The sequence below is a fragment of the Archangium sp. Cb G35 genome, from assembly GCF_001896145.1.
Taxonomy (GTDB): Bacteria; Myxococcota; Myxococcia; order Myxococcales; family Myxococcaceae; genus Archangium; species Archangium violaceum.
Map to the genome: position 1 here is coordinate 302,914 of NZ_MPOI01000011.1, position 15,415 is coordinate 318,328.

The 15,415-nt window shown below is 69.7% G+C and carries 14 protein-coding genes; 6 read left to right on the forward strand and 8 right to left on the reverse strand.

Annotated features, from left to right (window positions below):
- Window positions 1–72: 72 nt before the first annotated feature.
- On the forward strand, window positions 73–1,467 hold the full coding sequence (locus tag BO221_RS31940; protein ID WP_073564613.1) for an NAD(P)/FAD-dependent oxidoreductase: 1,395 nt from the start codon (window positions 73–75) through the stop codon (window positions 1,465–1,467).
- On the opposite strand, the gene BO221_RS31945 is transcribed toward BO221_RS31940, so the two are convergent.
- Window positions 1,455–1,946 (reverse strand): VOC family protein, encoded by a 492-nt coding sequence (locus tag BO221_RS31945; protein WP_143195796.1) that lies wholly within the window; start codon window positions 1,944–1,946, stop codon window positions 1,455–1,457. The two genes, BO221_RS31940 and BO221_RS31945, sit on opposite strands and share 13 nt — an antisense overlap.
- 55 nt (window positions 1,947–2,001) lie before the next feature.
- A complete protein-coding gene (locus tag BO221_RS31950) occupies window positions 2,002–2,637 on the reverse strand; it encodes a hypothetical protein (protein WP_233166334.1) in 636 nt (211 codons plus the stop codon).
- Between the two features lie 96 nt (window positions 2,638–2,733).
- Between BO221_RS31950 and BO221_RS31955 the strand changes: the two genes are divergently transcribed.
- Window positions 2,734–3,222 carry a YciI family protein gene (locus tag BO221_RS31955; protein ID WP_083681665.1) on the forward strand — a complete coding sequence of 163 codons (489 nt, stop codon included), beginning with the start codon at window positions 2,734–2,736 and terminating at the stop codon, window positions 3,220–3,222.
- Window positions 3,223–3,297: 75 nt separating this feature from the next.
- On the forward strand, window positions 3,298–3,639 hold the full coding sequence (locus BO221_RS31960) for a DUF2845 domain-containing protein (RefSeq protein ID WP_073564615.1): 342 nt from the start codon (window positions 3,298–3,300) through the stop codon (window positions 3,637–3,639).
- 121 nt (window positions 3,640–3,760) lie between these two features.
- On the opposite strand, the gene BO221_RS31965 is transcribed toward BO221_RS31960, so the two are convergent.
- Window positions 3,761–5,074, reverse strand: coding sequence for a pectin acetylesterase-family hydrolase (locus BO221_RS31965; RefSeq protein WP_073564616.1), 1,314 nt, complete (start codon window positions 5,072–5,074; stop codon window positions 3,761–3,763).
- A gap of 141 nt (window positions 5,075–5,215) precedes the next feature.
- Here BO221_RS31965 and BO221_RS31970 point away from each other — a divergent pair, with 141 nt between their 5' ends.
- The 3 genes from BO221_RS31970 (at window position 5,216) to BO221_RS31980 (ending at window position 7,880) form a co-directional block, all read left to right on the forward strand.
- Window positions 5,216–5,902: a hypothetical protein gene (locus BO221_RS31970; protein ID WP_073564617.1), complete on the forward strand. Its 687-nt coding sequence runs from the start codon at window positions 5,216–5,218 to the stop codon at window positions 5,900–5,902.
- Window positions 5,903–5,996: 94 nt separating this feature from the next.
- Window positions 5,997–6,302 carry a hypothetical protein gene (locus BO221_RS31975; RefSeq protein WP_073564618.1) on the forward strand — a complete coding sequence of 102 codons (306 nt, stop codon included), beginning with the start codon at window positions 5,997–5,999 and terminating at the stop codon, window positions 6,300–6,302.
- A gap of 198 nt (window positions 6,303–6,500) precedes the next feature.
- Complete coding sequence (locus tag BO221_RS31980; RefSeq protein ID WP_073564619.1) at window positions 6,501–7,880, forward strand: L-serine ammonia-lyase; 1,380 nt, start codon at window positions 6,501–6,503, stop codon at window positions 7,878–7,880.
- A gap of 88 nt (window positions 7,881–7,968) precedes the next feature.
- Here the strand turns inward: BO221_RS31980 and BO221_RS31985 are convergent, their stop codons facing one another.
- The 5 genes from BO221_RS31985 to BO221_RS32005 are packed head-to-tail and all read right to left on the reverse strand — an operon-like array spanning window position 7,969 to window position 15,406.
- The gene (locus tag BO221_RS31985) at window positions 7,969–11,106 is read right to left on the reverse strand and encodes an efflux RND transporter permease subunit (protein ID WP_073564620.1); all 3,138 of its coding nucleotides are present in this window, start codon (window positions 11,104–11,106) and stop codon (window positions 7,969–7,971) included.
- Window positions 11,107–11,115: 9 nt separating this feature from the next.
- Window positions 11,116–12,729 carry an efflux RND transporter periplasmic adaptor subunit gene (locus BO221_RS31990; RefSeq protein WP_073564621.1) on the reverse strand — a complete coding sequence of 538 codons (1,614 nt, stop codon included), beginning with the start codon at window positions 12,727–12,729 and terminating at the stop codon, window positions 11,116–11,118.
- The gene (locus tag BO221_RS31995) at window positions 12,726–14,009 is read right to left on the reverse strand and encodes a TolC family protein (protein WP_158079947.1); all 1,284 of its coding nucleotides are present in this window, start codon (window positions 14,007–14,009) and stop codon (window positions 12,726–12,728) included. Before BO221_RS31995 ends, BO221_RS31990 begins: the two co-directional genes overlap by 4 nt.
- A gap of 18 nt (window positions 14,010–14,027) precedes the next feature.
- A complete protein-coding gene (locus BO221_RS32000) occupies window positions 14,028–15,014 on the reverse strand; it encodes a M56 family metallopeptidase (RefSeq protein ID WP_073564623.1) in 987 nt (328 codons plus the stop codon).
- Window positions 15,014–15,406 carry a BlaI/MecI/CopY family transcriptional regulator gene (locus tag BO221_RS32005; RefSeq protein WP_158079948.1) on the reverse strand — a complete coding sequence of 131 codons (393 nt, stop codon included), beginning with the start codon at window positions 15,404–15,406 and terminating at the stop codon, window positions 15,014–15,016. The genes BO221_RS32000 and BO221_RS32005 overlap by 1 nt, the downstream gene beginning before the upstream one ends.
- Window positions 15,407–15,415: the final 9 nt, after the last annotated feature.

Here is a 15,415-nt window from a genome sequence, read left to right on the forward strand (position 1 = left end):
GAGCCGCATGGTGCCGCCGCCCGTGCTCCCCTACGTTTTTCGTTTCGGGGACTCGAAGCGCGGAGAGGGCATATGGCGGACGCATTCGACGTGGTGGTCATCGGCGGAGGCCCGGCCGGGGAGAACGTGGCGGGGCGGACGGCCGCGGGAGGACTGGCGACGGCCCTCGTGGAGACGGAGCTGCTCGGCGGGGAGTGCTCCTTCTGGGCCTGCGTTCCCAGCAAGGCGCTGCTCCGGCCCTCCGAGGTGCACTGGCTGGCCCGGCACTCGCCCGGTGTCCGCGAGGTGGTGAAGCAGCCGCTCGATGCCTCCGCGGTCCTCGCCTACCGGGACAAGATGGTCCACGGCTACGACGACAAGGGCCAGGCGGAGTGGGCGCGAAGCGCGAAGCTCGAGGTGGTACGAGGGCACGGCCGGCTCGCGGGCCCTCGGGTGGTCCGGGTCACGACTCGTGATGGGGCGACGCGCGAGCTGACGGCGCACCGCGCGGTGGTGCTGGCCACGGGCAGCCGCGCACGCATCCCGGACATCCCTGGCCTGCGCGAGGCGAAGCCCTGGACGAACCGCGAGGGCACCGGCTCCAAGAAGGTGCCCCGGCGGCTGGCGGTGCTGGGAGGCGGCGTGGTGGCCACGGAGCTGAGCCAGGCCTGGAAGGCGCTCGGAGCGGAGGAGGTGACGCTCATCCAACGCGGCGGGCACATCCTCTCACGCCTGGAGCCCTTCGCCGCCGGGCTCGTGGAGAAGGCCCTGCGCGAGAGCGGCGTCACGGTGCGCACGCGCACCCAGGTGACACGCGTCCACCGCTCCGGAGGCCAGGGCGAGGCGACGCTCACACTCGACTCCGGCGAGACACTGCGCGCGGACGAAATACTGGTGGCGCTGGGCCGGGAGGTGGCCACGCGGGACGTGGGCCTGGAGACGGTGGGGCTGACGCCGGGCAAGCCGGTGGAGGTGGACGATCTGCTCCGCGCCAGGGGCGTGGAGGGCGGCTGGCTGTACGCGTGCGGAGACGTGAACGGGCGCAACCTCCTCACGCACATGGGCAAGTATCAGGCGCGTCTCGCGGGAGACAACATCCTGGGCCGGCAGGAGGAGGCGTGGGCGGATGCGCGAGCCACGCCCCAGGTGATCTTCACGCACCCGCAGGTGGGCGCGGTGGGGCTCACCGAGGCCGAGGCCCGTGAGCGGGGCCTTCAGGTGCGCACGGTGCAGGTGGGCCTGGACTCGGTGGCGGGCACGGACCTGCTGGGACAGGGCTTCGAAGGAGGGGTGAAGCTGGTGGTGGACGAGCAGCGGCGAGTCATCCTCGGGGCCACCTTCGTGGGCCCCGGAGTGGGCGAGATGCTGCACGCGGCCACCATCGCGGTGGCCGGTGAGGTGCCGCTCGACAGACTCTGGCACTCGGTGCCGGCCTTCCCCTCCGTCAGCGAGGTGTGGCTCCGGCTGCTGGAGGCCTATGGCTTGTGAGCGGCCTTCGCGAAGGAGTCGAAGGCGGAGATGACCTCGGGCGGGGCCTGCACCAGTTCGATGAGCACGCCCTCGCCCCCGAGCGGGAACTGCTCGTTGCCCTTGGGGTGGATGAACGTCACGTCGAAGCCGGCCGCGCCCTTGCGGATGCCGCCGGGAGCGAAGCGCACGCCCTGCCCTTCCAGCCACGTCACCGCCGCGCGCAGGTCATCCACCCAGAGGCCCAGGTGGTTGAGCGCGGGGTCGTGCACGCGCGGCTTCCCGTTCGGGTCCACCGGCTGCATCAAATCCACCTCCACGCGGAAGGGCCCGGCTCCGGCCACGATGATGTCCTCGTCGACGTTCTCGCGCTCGCTGCGGTAGGTGCCATGGGGCTCGAGGCCCAGCACGTCCACCCACAGCTTGCGCAGGGGCGCCTTGTCGGGCCCGCCAATGGCTACCTGCTGGAGGCCCAGGATGCGAAAGGGTCGTGTCGTCATGGCCACGCACCGTCGCAGAGGGCGCGGCCGCGGACAAGGGCCCGTCGCGCCCACGTCAGAATCCCGGCGGCACCCGGCCATGCAGACACGTGATGGTGTTGGGCACCCGAGGCCCCGACCACAGCGCATGCCGCATCCCCGTGCGCACCTCGGGTGGAACCCCCTCCTCCACCGGCCAGTGCGGCTCTTCACCGGGGCGCAACGAGTGCAACCCGCTCTGCCAGGGCCCGATGACGTAGGTATGCCCCGCGGCGCGGCAGCCGAAGAAGCGCGTCCACGCTTTCGCGAAGGCATGGCCCCGGGCCGTCCCGAACGTCTCGCAGGTGCGGAACCACCAGAGCGAGTCTCCGCCGGGCACGAGCCGCTCGCGCAATTCCGCCAGCCGCGCGTGCCACGGATGGCCCGGCGCGAGCGCCCGCACATCCATCGGCACCCGGTCGATGAGCACACACCCCCAGTTGCCATGACCCCAGAACTGGATCTCCGCGATGGGCCGCTCGCGCGAACGGGCGAGCAACCAGTCGAGAGCCTCGGGCCAGCTCGCCACGCCCTTCCAGTCATCCAACCTTCCGAGCGCGCGGTACAGCACGCCGCCCAACCGCCACGAGAAGGTGAGGCCCGGAAGGCCCCAGCGCCCGCCACAGGTTCGGTCGTACACCATCAGCCTCGAGCCCACGGTCCGCTCAGCCATGGCCGGTCCTCCGATGAGTCGCTTTCGAGAAGATAAGGGGTCCCGAGCGCCGCGAGCCAGGGGCTGTCGGTAGGCCCTGGTAGGGTCCGCGCCACCATGACGACCCCCTCCCCCCTTCCTCGTTTCCACTCCCGCCACGCGGCCCTGGCCGCCCTGCTCTGCTGCACCCTGTTCGCCGGTACCGCCGGCGCCCAGCAGCCGAAGGACAAGCCCGCCCAGGCCGCACCGCCCGCGAAAGCCGCCCCGAAGGTGGAGTTCGAGAAGCACTACCTCGTCATCCTCCGCCGCGGTCCCTCGTGGACGCCCGAGGTGACACCCGAGGTCGAGCGCATCCAGAAGGAGCACCTCGCGCACCTCGACCGCATGGCGGAGTCCGGCAAGCTGGTCATCGCCGGGCCCTTCGCCGAGCAGCAGGATCCCACCTTCCGGGGGATGTGCCTCTACAGGACCGAGACGCTGGAGGAGGCCCGGAAGCTCGCCGAGGAGGACCCCGCGGTGAAGGCCGGGCGCCTCGAGGTGGAGATCATGGCCTGGTACACGGAGAAGGGCTACATGACCTTCCCCAAGGCGAAGCCCACGAAGTAGGCCCGGCGAATGAATATCTCCCGGGGGTAGGCCGTCCGACTCATCCCCGGAACCCACATCGAAGGAACTCTCCGAATGCGTGCCCTCCTGGCGGCCCTGACCCTCTCGTTCTTCCTGCTCCCCTCCTCCAGCAACGCGGCCACGCTGCGCTGCGGCAACGCGCTCGTCTCGGATGACGCCTCCAAGGCGGATGTCCTCATCAAGTGCGGCGAGCCCATGGACAAGAACACCCGCACCGAGAGCGTGGGCGAGAAGACGAGGCAGAAGGGCCAGGAGACCGAGACCACCCAGGAGCGGGTCGTCTACAAGACCATCGAGGAGTGGACGTACAACTTCGGTCCCCGCCAGCTGATGCAGGTGGTGGTGTTCGAGAACGGCCGGCTCGTGGAGGTGAGGAGCGCCGGCTACGGGCGCTGAACACCGCAAAGGCAGGGCAGCACGGAACCGAACGTGCCGCCCAGGTCATCGGCTGCTTCCGAGTCCATGGGCGGGGCAACATACCCCGCCCGGACCTCATGTCAGCCTGGAGTCAGCCGGGTTAGCCGCCCAGCGCGCCGTTGATCAGCGGCGCGAGGATGCCCATGCCCGGATCCTCATCGTTGAAGCCGTTGGCCGGCTCGTAGATGCGGATGCGCTGGTTGTCGTTGATGAAGCGCGAGAGGAACGTGTCCATCGGCACGAACTCGCTGTTGCACTTCCAGCTCTGCCACGGCTCGGAGACGTACTCGTACCAGCGCTTCTTCTCCATCTTCTGGCAGGCGTGCGCGCCAACGAAGGTGATGATGGTGCTGCAGTGGCTGACGTTGATCGGCCGGCTGTGCGGGATGAAGTAGCTGAAGTTGTTGTAGAGGTTCAGCTCGGCCACGAGCCGGTCCTGGTCCTGCTTCCAGTAGCTCAGCACCGACTCCTGGTCGTTGGGCGTGTGGAAGCGCTCATAGGAGAAGCGCGAGTAGTTGTAGTCCCGCGTGTAGGCCGTGTAGGCGAGCTGGTCGCCGGGGAACTCCGTGGCCACCATGCGGTTGATGGTGCCCATGTTGTTCTGGTCGAACGACGCCGGCAGCTGACCGAACACCGAGTTCAGGTTCCACGACTGGCGGATCTTGTCGTGCAGGGCGCGCGAGCGGTCATTGACGTTGGCCGCCAGGTAGATGGGGCCCGAGTCATTGATGTAATAGCCACGCGCCGGGTTGATGGCCTTGCGTACGAAGTAGTACCCGGCCGCGGTGGCGGTGCCGCCGGCGCTGAAGCCGGTGACGAGCAGCTTGTTGACCCGGGGGAACTGCGCCTTGGCGTAATTGGCCGCGGCGATCGAGTTCGTATATCCCGAGTGGTGCCAGGTGAGCGGCGGCTCCACGCCCGTCGGGTCCGTGTAGGTCACCGCGTTGTTGCCCACGTGCACGTCACCCGTGCAGTACGGCATGTAGACGATGTTCCAGTCCTTGGTGACCAGGTCCTTGCGGCTGCGGAACGGCAGGCCCGGATCCGCACCGTTCACGATCGGCGAGACGTACTTCGCCGTGAACTGCTGCATGTAGTCATCCGTGAGGCCGTTCGGATTGGCCGCGCCCAGCAAACCCGCGCGTCCGCTGCAGGTGTCGTAATCCCAACACGCACCGCCGCCCTCGAACATGAACAGCAGGTTCTGCGAGCCCGTGTCGCTGCGGTGGACGAAGAACTTGTACTGGGAACCGTTGCCACACTTCGTCCCCGGCAGCTCGACCTTCTGCCAGGTGTAGTTGTTTCCTCCGTCCACGAGCACATCGACAATGCCAGAGACGAGGACCTCGGCCTGGGCGGTGGCCGCCGGAACGGCCGCGGCCGCGAGAAGACCCATCAAGAGATGGTTTTTCATCCCAACTCCTTCCATGGTTGGTTTGTGGGGGGAGACACACACCTAGCACAATCCGTGAAATAGTTGTATCTCCAGAAGGCACGGCGAATTCCCACTTTACGAGATTGTGACAACCACGCATCCCGAGGTATCTCATCCGTCATGGCTGTGAATGGTCGACCGAAGATTCTGCCGTGGTTGCTCGGGGCCGCGGCTGTCGTGCTGCTGGCGCTGGTGCTCGTCGGTGTCTTGTTCGCGAGTCCCTCCACGGATGACGCATCAAGACAAGAATCACGGGCCGCGGTGCCCGGGCAGCGCGCACCCACCCCGGAGCCCCGGGCCGCCCCCACGTCATCCGCTCTCGCCACGGTGCCGAGCGATGCCGGAGTCCCGGCCAATCCCATCGCCGAGGCTGCTCCCAGCGAGACACCCGCACGGCATCCGGTGGATCTGGAGAAGCTGCGCACGCTGCTGCCCAACAACCTCTATTGGGAGACGGGCGTGCCGACGAAGGACCCGGAGGTGCTGCGCAAGCGCGACGAGGAAGGAAGGCGCTGGAACGCGCTCTACGGCAAGGTGCAGTCGAACACGGCCACCGAGCAGGAGATCCACCAGTACTACGAGCACCGCCGCCAGGTGTCGGAGGATGCCATCTCGTTCGCGACGACGGTGCTCGAGCAGTACGGCACCCAGTTGCCGGACCAGGAGCAGGGCCTGTACGCGCTGAGCATCCGGATGCACCGCACGCGCCTGGAGGAGTTGCCCCGGCAGATCGAAGAGGCGCTCTCGCGCAAGAGCGTCCAGGACCAGCGCCGCGAGGCCTGGCAGCGGAGTGGTGGCGGCAACTGAGCGGCGGGCCCGTCCGTTCTGTCGGTCTCCATGCAACCAGCACGCGGGGACCCCTTCCCGCCCGCCATGCGCGCCCTCACCCTGTAGGGCAGCCATGGATCTCTCCGCTCTGTCCGAAGCCGACAAGCGGCGCTGGCTCGCGCTCGCGGGCCTGGCCGCCATTCCCGTCTACGTCATTCCCGTGGGCCTCTTTGGCCTGCGTGCCCTCTGGCCGCGGACGCTGCGCACCGCCACCTCGGGGGCCATCGCCCTGGGCATGGTGTCGCTGCTCGGCCTCGGCTTGAAGGGGCTCACCCGGGTGAAGAGCAGCCAGCCGGGCGACCGCGAGCGCTGGCGGCTGCCCTTCCGCGCGCCCGTCATGCCGGAGGAGTTCGCCGCCTCGGCTGCCTCGGGCCACTGAGTCGTTGGGGCTCCAGCGGCAACGCCTTGCGTCATCGGGACGCCTTGCGTCATCGAGGGTGGAAGTGTGCTCGATGATGCATTCCGCCGGACACATCCAGCTCATGGCCGGGAGGACGCCCCTCGCACGAGGGACCCGCGCGGCAAGTGGCACCCGCTTGCGGTATAGGTTCGCCTGCCCTCGGGCGGGAGGCGGTTCGTGTCACTCAGTGTCTTCGATATGTTCACCATCGGCATCGGGCCCTCGAGCTCGCATACCGTGGGACCGATGCGTGCGGCGCGGCAGTTCGTGGAGAGTCTCGCGAAGGAAGCGGGAGGGCTCGGCGGCGTCGAGTCCGTGAAGGCGGAGCTGTTCGGCTCGCTCGGGCACACCGGCAAGGGACACGGCAGCGACATCGCCGTGCTGCTCGGGCTGGAGGGCGAGCGTCCCGAGGAGGTGGACTGTGACGCCGTGCCCGCGCGCATCTCGGGCATCACCGAGACGGCGAAGCTGAAGCTGCTCGGTCAGCACACGGTGAAGTTCCGTCCCTCCGAGGACATCGTCTTCCACAAGCGGCAGTCGCTGCCGCGCCACCCGAACGGCATGCGCTTCACCGCGGTGCTCTCCGGGCGGAGCGAGCCCTTCAGCCGCGTCTACTACTCGGTGGGCGGCGGCTTCGTCATCAACGACGATGGCAGCTCGGCGCACGCCGTGGGCGTGAAGGACTCGCGCATCCCCTACCCCTTCAAGACGGGCGCGGAGCTGCTCGCGCTCTGTCACCAGCACGGGCTGAGCATCAGCACGCTGATGATGGAGAACGAGAAGGCGCTGCGGCCGGAGGCCCAGGTACGGGCGGGGCTGCTGCGCATCTGGGAGGTCATGCAGGCGTGCGTGAAGCGCGGCTGCGAGCGCGAGGGCATCCTCCCGGGCGGGCTGAAGGTGAAGCGGCGCGCGGCGGGCATCTACCGCAAGCTCAAGGGCGACATGCGCGGCAACGCGGATCCGCTGCTGGCCATGGACTGGGTGAACCTCTACGCGCTGGCGGTGAACGAGGAGAACGCGGCGCAGGGGCGCGTGGTGACGGCGCCCACCAACGGCGCGGCCGGCATCATCCCCGCGGTGCTGCACTACTACCGGCGCTTCGTGCCGGGCGCGGATGACGAGGGCGCCGTCCGCTACCTGCTCACCGCCGGAGCCATCGGCATGCTCTACAAGCTCAACGCCTCCATCTCCGGCGCCGAGGTGGGCTGCCAGGGTGAAGTGGGCGTGGCCTGCTCCATGGCGGCCGCGGCCCTCACCGAGGTGATGGGCGGCACGCCGGAGCAGGTGGAGAACGCGGCGGAGATCGGCATGGAGCACAACCTGGGCCTCACGTGCGATCCCATCGGCGGGCTCGTCCAGGTGCCCTGCATCGAGCGCAACGCCATGGGCTCCATCAAGGCCATCAACGCCGCGCGGCTCGCGTTGCAGGGCGATGGCAAACACAAGGTGTCGCTCGACAAGGTCATCGCGACGATGCGCCAGACGGGCGCGGACATGATGACCAAGTACAAGGAGACCGCGCGCGGCGGCCTCGCGGTGAACATCATCGAGTGCTGAGCGGCCGCGGCACGTCCACGGCCGCCGCTGTCTGTCTTCACGCGAGGGCTGCATCGTGACGCCCATCACCGGCGTCACGCCCTGGACGTCACTCGCCCAGGGCCTCCCCGGCCCTGGGCGGCCTGCCGTAGAGCTGGAAGAGCACCGGTACCACCAGCATGTTGAGGAAGGTGGAGGAGAGCAGCCCGCCCAGGATGACCACCCCCATGGGGGCCTGAATCTCGTTGCCCGCCTCACCTCCGGCGATGACGAGCGGCACCAGCGCGAGCCCCGCGCACAGCGCCGTCATGAGGATGGGCGCGAGGCGCTCCATCGAGCCCTGCACCACCGCTTCCGGGAGGCTCTTCCCTTCCTCGGTCATCAGGTACTCGAAATGGCTCACCATGAGGATGCCGTTGCGCGTGGCAATCCCAAACAAGGTGATGAAGCCCACCAGCGAGGCCACGCTCACCACGCCGGACGTGAGCACCACCGCCACCACTCCGCCGATGAGCGCCAGCGGCAGGTTGATGAGGGTGAGCAGCGCGTTGCGTACGGACGAAAAGGCCACCACCAGCAGCAGGAAGATGCCCACCACCACGCCCAGGCCCAGCAGGGTGATGGTGCGGGCGGCCTGCTCGGCGCTCTCGAACTGGCCGCCGTAGGCGATGTAGTACCCCTCGGGGAATTGAACCTCGCGCGAGACCCGGGCCCGGAGCTCGTCCACCAGCGAGGACAAGTCCCTCCCGGACACGTTGGCCTGGACCACCATCTTCCGCTGCACGTTCTCGCGGGTGATGGTGTTGGGGCCGGTCTCGCGTGTGAGGCTCGCCAGCATCTTCAGGGGAATCCGCGGGCCCGAGGGCGTGTCGAGCGGCGTGGAGGCAATGGCATCCAGGTCCGCCCGTGAGGCGTCATCCAGGCGCGCGACGAGCTCCACCGCCCGCTGCCCCTCCAGCAGGGTGCCCACCGTCTCACCGGAGAAGGCCCGCTCCACCGCCTCGGCCACCTCGCCCGTGGTGAGGCCGTAGCGCGCCACGGCGTCACGGTCCATGCGGATCTCCACCTCCGGGATGTTCACCTGCTGCTCGATGGATACATCCACCGCGCCCCGGGTCGTCTCCGCTACGGCCTTCACGCGCTCGGCCAGTCCGCGCAGCGTGTCCAGGTCATCACCGAAGAGCTTCAACGCGATGGCCGCACGCGAGCCCGAGAGCATGTGATCGATGCGGTGTGAGAGCGGCTGGCCGATGGTGACCACGGCCCCTGGCACCTGCGCGAGCGCCTGACGCATCGCCTCCAGCAACTCCTCCTTGTCGCGCTTGCCCTTGGAGAGGTCCACGCCCACGTCGAGCTCGGAGGCGTTGACGTCCTGGGCATGCTCGTCCAGTTCCGCGCGCCCGGTGCGGCGTGAGGTGGTCACCACCTCGGGAAGGGCCAGCAGCGCCTGTTCGACGCGACGGCCGAGCCGGTCCGACTCTTCCAGCGACGTGCCCGGCAGCGTGACGACATTCACGGTGAACGTCCCCTCGTTGAACTCAGGCAGGAACGCGCGCCCGAGGAAGGGAACGAGCGCGAGCGTGGCGAGGAAGGCCAGGCCGGCCCCACCCAGGATCGCCTGGGGGCGCCCCAGTGCCCACGTGAGGACGGGCTGGTAGCGCTCCTTCAGCCAGCGCAGCACGGGCCCCTCCTCCGCGCCCAGGGAGCGGGCTCGCGGCAACAGGTACGCGCACAGCGCGGGAGTCACCGTGACGGCCACCGCCAACGAGGCGGCGATGGCCACGATGTAGGCCAGCCCCAGCGGTGCCAGCATCCGCCCCTCCAGCCCCGAAAGGAAGAAGAGCGGCACGAAGACGAGGATGATGATGAGCGTGGCGAAGACGATGGAGGCCCGTACCTCCACCGACGCCCGGTAGATGACCTCGAAGGCGGAGCGGCGCTCGCTCTCGGGAAGGTGTGCGTTCTCCCGCAGGCGCCGGAAGACGTTCTCCACGTCGATGATGGCGTCATCCACCAGCGCCCCGATGGCGATGGTCAGCCCGCCGATGGTCATGGTGTTGAGGGTGACGCCAAGCGCCTTGAGCACCAGCACCGCCACCACCAGCGACAACGGGATGGCCACGAGCGAGATGAACGTCGCCCGCAGGTTCATCAGGAACACGAGCAGGATGACGGCGACGAGGATGGCACCGTCCCGGAGCGCCACGGACACGTTGTGCACCGCCACCGAGATGAAGTCCGCCTGCCGGAAGATGTGGCGGTTGATGATCAGTCCCCTGGGCAGGGTGGGCTGGATGTCGTCCAGCACCGCGTCCAACTGCCGGGTGAGCTCCAGGGTGTTGGCGTCCGGCTGCTTCATCACCGCGAGGATGACGGCGGGCTCCGCGTTGGCACTTCCCTCCCCGCGTTTGACTTTGGGCCCCACCCGTACGTCCGCCACCTGCCCCACGCGGATGGGCTGGCCCGCACGCACGGTGACCACCGTGTTGGCCACGTCCTCCACGTCCTGGGCCCGCCCCACGGCCCGCAGGAGGTACTCCTGCCCCCGCTCCACGAAGAAACCACCGGAGGTGTTCCGGTTCGTCGTCCGCAGCGCGTGCACCACCTGCTCGAAGCTGACGTCGAGCGCCTGGAGGGCTTCGGGCCGGAGCAGCACCTGGTACTGCTTCACCGCCCCGCCAATGGGCACCACCTGGGAGATGCCCGCCACGGACAGCAGGCGCTTGCGCAGCACCCAGTCCGCCGCGCTGCGCGCCTCCATCATCTGCGCCTCCCGCCCCGCCGCGTCCGGCGCCTGCGCGCCCTTGTCCCACGAGACGGACAGGAAGAGGATTTCCCCCATCACCGAGGAGATGGGCGCCAGCGTGGGCGGCGGCACATCCGGCGGGAGCTGGCTGGCCACGAGCTGGAGCTTCTCGTTGACCACCTGCCGGGCGGTGTAGATGTCCGTGCCCCAGTCGAACTCCACCCAGATGATGGAGATGCCCACCGCGGAGGCCGAGCGCACCCGGCGCACGCCCGTGGCGCCATTCACCGTGGTCTCGATGGGGAACGTGATGAGCGTCTCCACCTCCTCGGGCGCGAGCCCGTGCGCCTCGGTGAGGACCGTGACGGTGGGTGCGGTGAGATCCGGAAAGACGTCCACGGGCATGTTCCGGGCGGTCTCGATGCCCAGGACGAGCAGCAACACGGAGGCCGCCACCACCAGCAGACGGTTGTCGATGGACCAGCGAATGAGGCGATTCATGCCGGGCCCTCAGTGCGTGTGCCCATGCCCGACGGCGGCTCCCGCCACGGTGGACAGCTTGATTTCGTAGGCCCCCTGGGAAACGACCCGCTCCCCCTCCTTCACGCCCTCGAGCACCTGGACGTAACCGCCCGAGCGCACCCCGGGCTGGATGGCCCGCTTGAAGAAGGACTCGCCCCCCTCCATGACGAAGACGGTGGGCTTGCCGTTGTCGTCGACGATGGCGGACTCGGGGATGGCCACCCCGCGCACCGTCTCCCCCGTGTAGAGCACCACCTTGGCGAACATGCCCGGCTTGAGGACGCCCTCGGGATTGGGCAGCTCGAAGATGACGGGCAGCGTGCGCGTCACCCGGTCCACCACCGAGCCCACCGCCACCCGGCGGCCCGTCTTCTCGTCCACGGAAAACTCCCGGTCGAAGCCCGCCACCGTGAAGGCCGCACCGGGCGAGCGCTCCACCTTCGCGACGTCCGCTTCGTACACCCGCGCCTCCAGCCACAGCCGCTCGGGGTTGACCACCGAGACGAGCCGCGTGCCCACGTCCACGATGGCCCCGGGCGTCACCTCCGCGTAGGACACCACCCCATCCACCGGAGAGCGCAGCTCGAAGGCCGCGCCACTGGGGCCTCCCGGCGACCCGCTCTGCGTGCTGCGGTAGAGCGCGAGCTGACGCTCGGTGGCCGCCACCCGCGCCGCCGCCACCTCCCGCGCCACCCGCGCCGCGTCGAGCTGCTTCTCGGGGATGGCCTTGCCCGCGAACATCTCCTCCGCGCGCTTCACCTCGCGCTCCGCCAGGCCCAGCTCCGCCCGGGCCCGCGCCGACTCCATCTCCACCGTGGCCACATCCATCCCAGCGGCGGCGCTCGTGGGCATCAGCCGTACGAGCACCTCGCCCTTGCGCACGCGCTGCCCCAGGTGCACCACCCGGTCCCCCACGGGGATGCGCCCCGCCACGGGAGCCGACAGTTCCGCGGCCTGGCCCGCCACGGGCTTGAGCTCACCGGTGGCGCGCACTCCACCCTGGAGGACTCGCGGCTCGGCCGGCGCCGTCGCGTACTGCGTCTTCCACTGCTGCTCCTTGAGGAAGGGCACGGTGGCCTCACCGCCCTCCTCGGGAGGCGCGGCGGCCACGGCCGCGGCGACGGTGGGGTGCACCACCACCTTGCCCACGTCCACGGTGCCCGACACCTGCTCGCCCTCCAGGCGCAGGGTGAGTGTGCCCTCTCCAGCCCGGGTGGGCTGCACGGCCGGCTTGAAGATTCCGTCGCGCAGGAGCTTGTCGGCCACGAAGCGTTCCTCGGTGCCGTCTACGTAGCGCAGCGTGGCCGTCACCCGGCCCTTCGTCACCACCCGGAAGGCGTTGGGATCGCGGGCGTCGGTGAAGTGCGCCACCAGCGGCGAGGGCTGGCCCACCACGAACGCCGGGTACTCCATGAAGAGTTCCAGGCCATCCTGATAGACGGTGACGGACTCGTCCGGACGCTCCGGCCCACTGGCGGCGGGAGCGCTGTGCTCGTGACCATGCTCATGGCCTTGTCCGGCGCCGTGTTCATGGTCGCTCGGGGCCCGTTTGCAGGCGAGCATGCAGGCCAGGAAGAGGAAGAGAAGCAGGGAGCGGCTCATCGGGTGGCACTCCGGGGCGCGGCGCCGTCATAGGCCCCCGCGAGAAGAAGAAGGTCTGTCTCCGCCTCGACCAGGGACACCGCCAACTCGACAGCGGTCAGCCGAGCCTCACGGGCGGCACGCTCGGCGTCGACCAGGACGAGGAGCTCGGCACCTCCCCCCCGGTAGGCGGTCGCGGCGATCCGGCGCAACTCCTGCGCGCGCTCGAGCACGTCCGCCCGGTGCCGTGCCTGTCTTTCCCGCCGGCCTGACACCGCCTGGAGAACCACCGCGAGCCGCGTCCGTGCTTCGTGCAGGAGTGCCGCGCGGCGCGCCTCGGTGAGCCCCCGGCGCGCTTCCGCCCGAGCCGCCTCGCCCTGCCCGCGGTCGAAGAGAGGCAGCGGCAGCCCCACGCCGACCACGTACCCCACCCCGGCCCCCGGCAGTCCCACGTCGAGGAATTGCGCGCCCGCGCGGACGGAGGGCTCCGGAATCCAACCACGGCCCGCCGCACGCCGGGCGGACTCCGCGCTACTGGCTTCGAGCGTGAGGGCGCGCAGGTCGCCGCGCCGTTCCCCGAGCTCCGCCAACAGCGATGTCCCCTCTGGCAGGGGCCGCTCCCCCTGAAGCGAGCCCTCGAATGGAGGAAGCGCCACCACCTCGGGCCCGAGGAGACGAAGCGCCTGGGCTTCGGCCTGGTGCTCGTCCAGCACGGCGCCACGCAGCGCATCCTGCACCGTCGCCGCCTCCAGCTCGACGCGCAGCCTGTCGTAGCCCGCGGCATCCCCCGCCCGCTCGCGGGTGGCGATGGCCTCGGCCAGGCGCCGCAGCTCGGCGAGTGACTGCTCCAGAATGCTCCGGCGCTCCCGAGCCGCCAGCACCGCGGAGAACGCCCTCGTCGCCTCATGCCGCAGACCGGCCCGGGCCCACTCATGCCGCGCCTCGGCGGCCTTCGCGTTCAGCTCGGCCGCCTGCCGCTCCAACCCCAGCCGTCCGGAGAGCACCAGGGGGATGGAGGCCACCAGCACATCCTGACTCTCCCCATCCCGTGTTCCGGAGGTCGTCTTCTGGCGCTCCCATCCCAGCTCGGGATTGGGCCACAACCCAACACCCACGGCTTCGGCCCGGCCGAGCGCGGCTTCGAGCTCGGCGACGCGGGCCTCCAGGCTCGCGGAGAGCACGCGCTCCACGTATCGCGATTCGTCGAGCGCGGGCTGTGCCACGGCCGTACCGGCCAGCAGCAGGAGGGCAATACTACCCAGGGTAGTAGATGAAGCCAGACGCCGAGAATGCGAACGCATGCACATGGCCTGGAGCTCTCAGAAGAGGAGATGGAGGGCCGTCTCCACCGCGTGGTGGAGGAAGGCGGTGTGAGCGAGTGCGAACAGCCCGGCCGCGAGGGCCACGGCTCCGGAGACTCGAAGGGCGTGCGCCGTGGAGGCTCGCGCCTCTTCATCGAGCAGGAGCCGGACACGGCGCTCCAGCGCGAGCGCTCCAAATGCGGGAGCCTCCCCTGCGACGTGGGACACCCGCCGCTGGAGGGCCGCCACCTTGACGAGCGCGCCCGCCACCAGCCCGCCATCGCCCATCACCGCTGCCGCTTCGGCATCACACGCCTCCTCCGCGGCTGTCTGGTAGACGGCGGCGCAGGCCCGGGCGAAGAACGGCGCGGCGAAGAGCCCGGCCACTCCAAGGAGCAAGCCGAGCAACGGATCTCGACGGCGCAGGTGGGCCTCCTCGTGCGCCAGTGCCGAACGCAGCTCCGTCGGGGTGAGCGACTCCTCCAGGCTGGCCGAGAGCAGGATGCGCCCGCGCACGAATCCAGCCGCGTGGCAGAGCTGCGGCGCCCCGGGGACGGCGACGATGAGGAAGTGCCCCGGGCGCGAGGTGCCGAGCGACTCGAGGGCGGACAGCCGCGCCCGCATCCGCAGCACCCGATGGACGAATCCCCCGGCACGGAAGAGGAACACGGCGAGCGCGGACGCCCCCACCAACGCGAGCAGGGGCCTCACATGCGTCGAGTGGAGGAAGCAGAGGTGGACGTGATGCCCATGACCCAGACAATGGTCCGCCGCCAGACCGGCCGCGGCGGCGAATGGAGGCGCGACCGCGGCGGCCACCATTCCCACCGAGACCAGGGCGGGGAGCGTGCCGAGCACGAAGGCCATATCCGCCCGAAGCGCGGGAGCGCGCTGCAACACCCGGCCTCGGAGGACCAGGAGCGCTGGCCACACCAGCATCGAGACAGCCAGCCCGATGAGGGCCGCCGTCGCCGCACACTCCAGGAGGAAGGCCAGGGCCGCCATTACCCACGCCCCTTGCGCCGCTGCGCGATGAGCCGCGCCAACTGGTCGAGCAGTCCCTCATCGACCTCGGCCGTTGCATCGACGAAGGCCGAGAGCGCGACCTCGCCGTGCGCCTGCAGAATCTCCGCCGCCAGGCCGTCCGCGAGAGCCTTCTCGAACTCGGCCCTGCCGAGCGCGGGCGCGTACCGCCAGGCCAGCCCGTCCTTCTCGCGGACGAGCAGCCCCTTGCGGTGCAGCCGGTCCATGGTCGTCATGATGGTGGTGTAGGCCCGCTCCTCGGCCCCCGTCATCCGGTCGCACACCTCGCGAGCCGTCACCGGGGCTCGGGCCCAGACGACATCCATCACGGCCGATTCCAGGTGGCCCAGCGGTTCCCAGGTGCGTTTCTTCACGATGCCCGC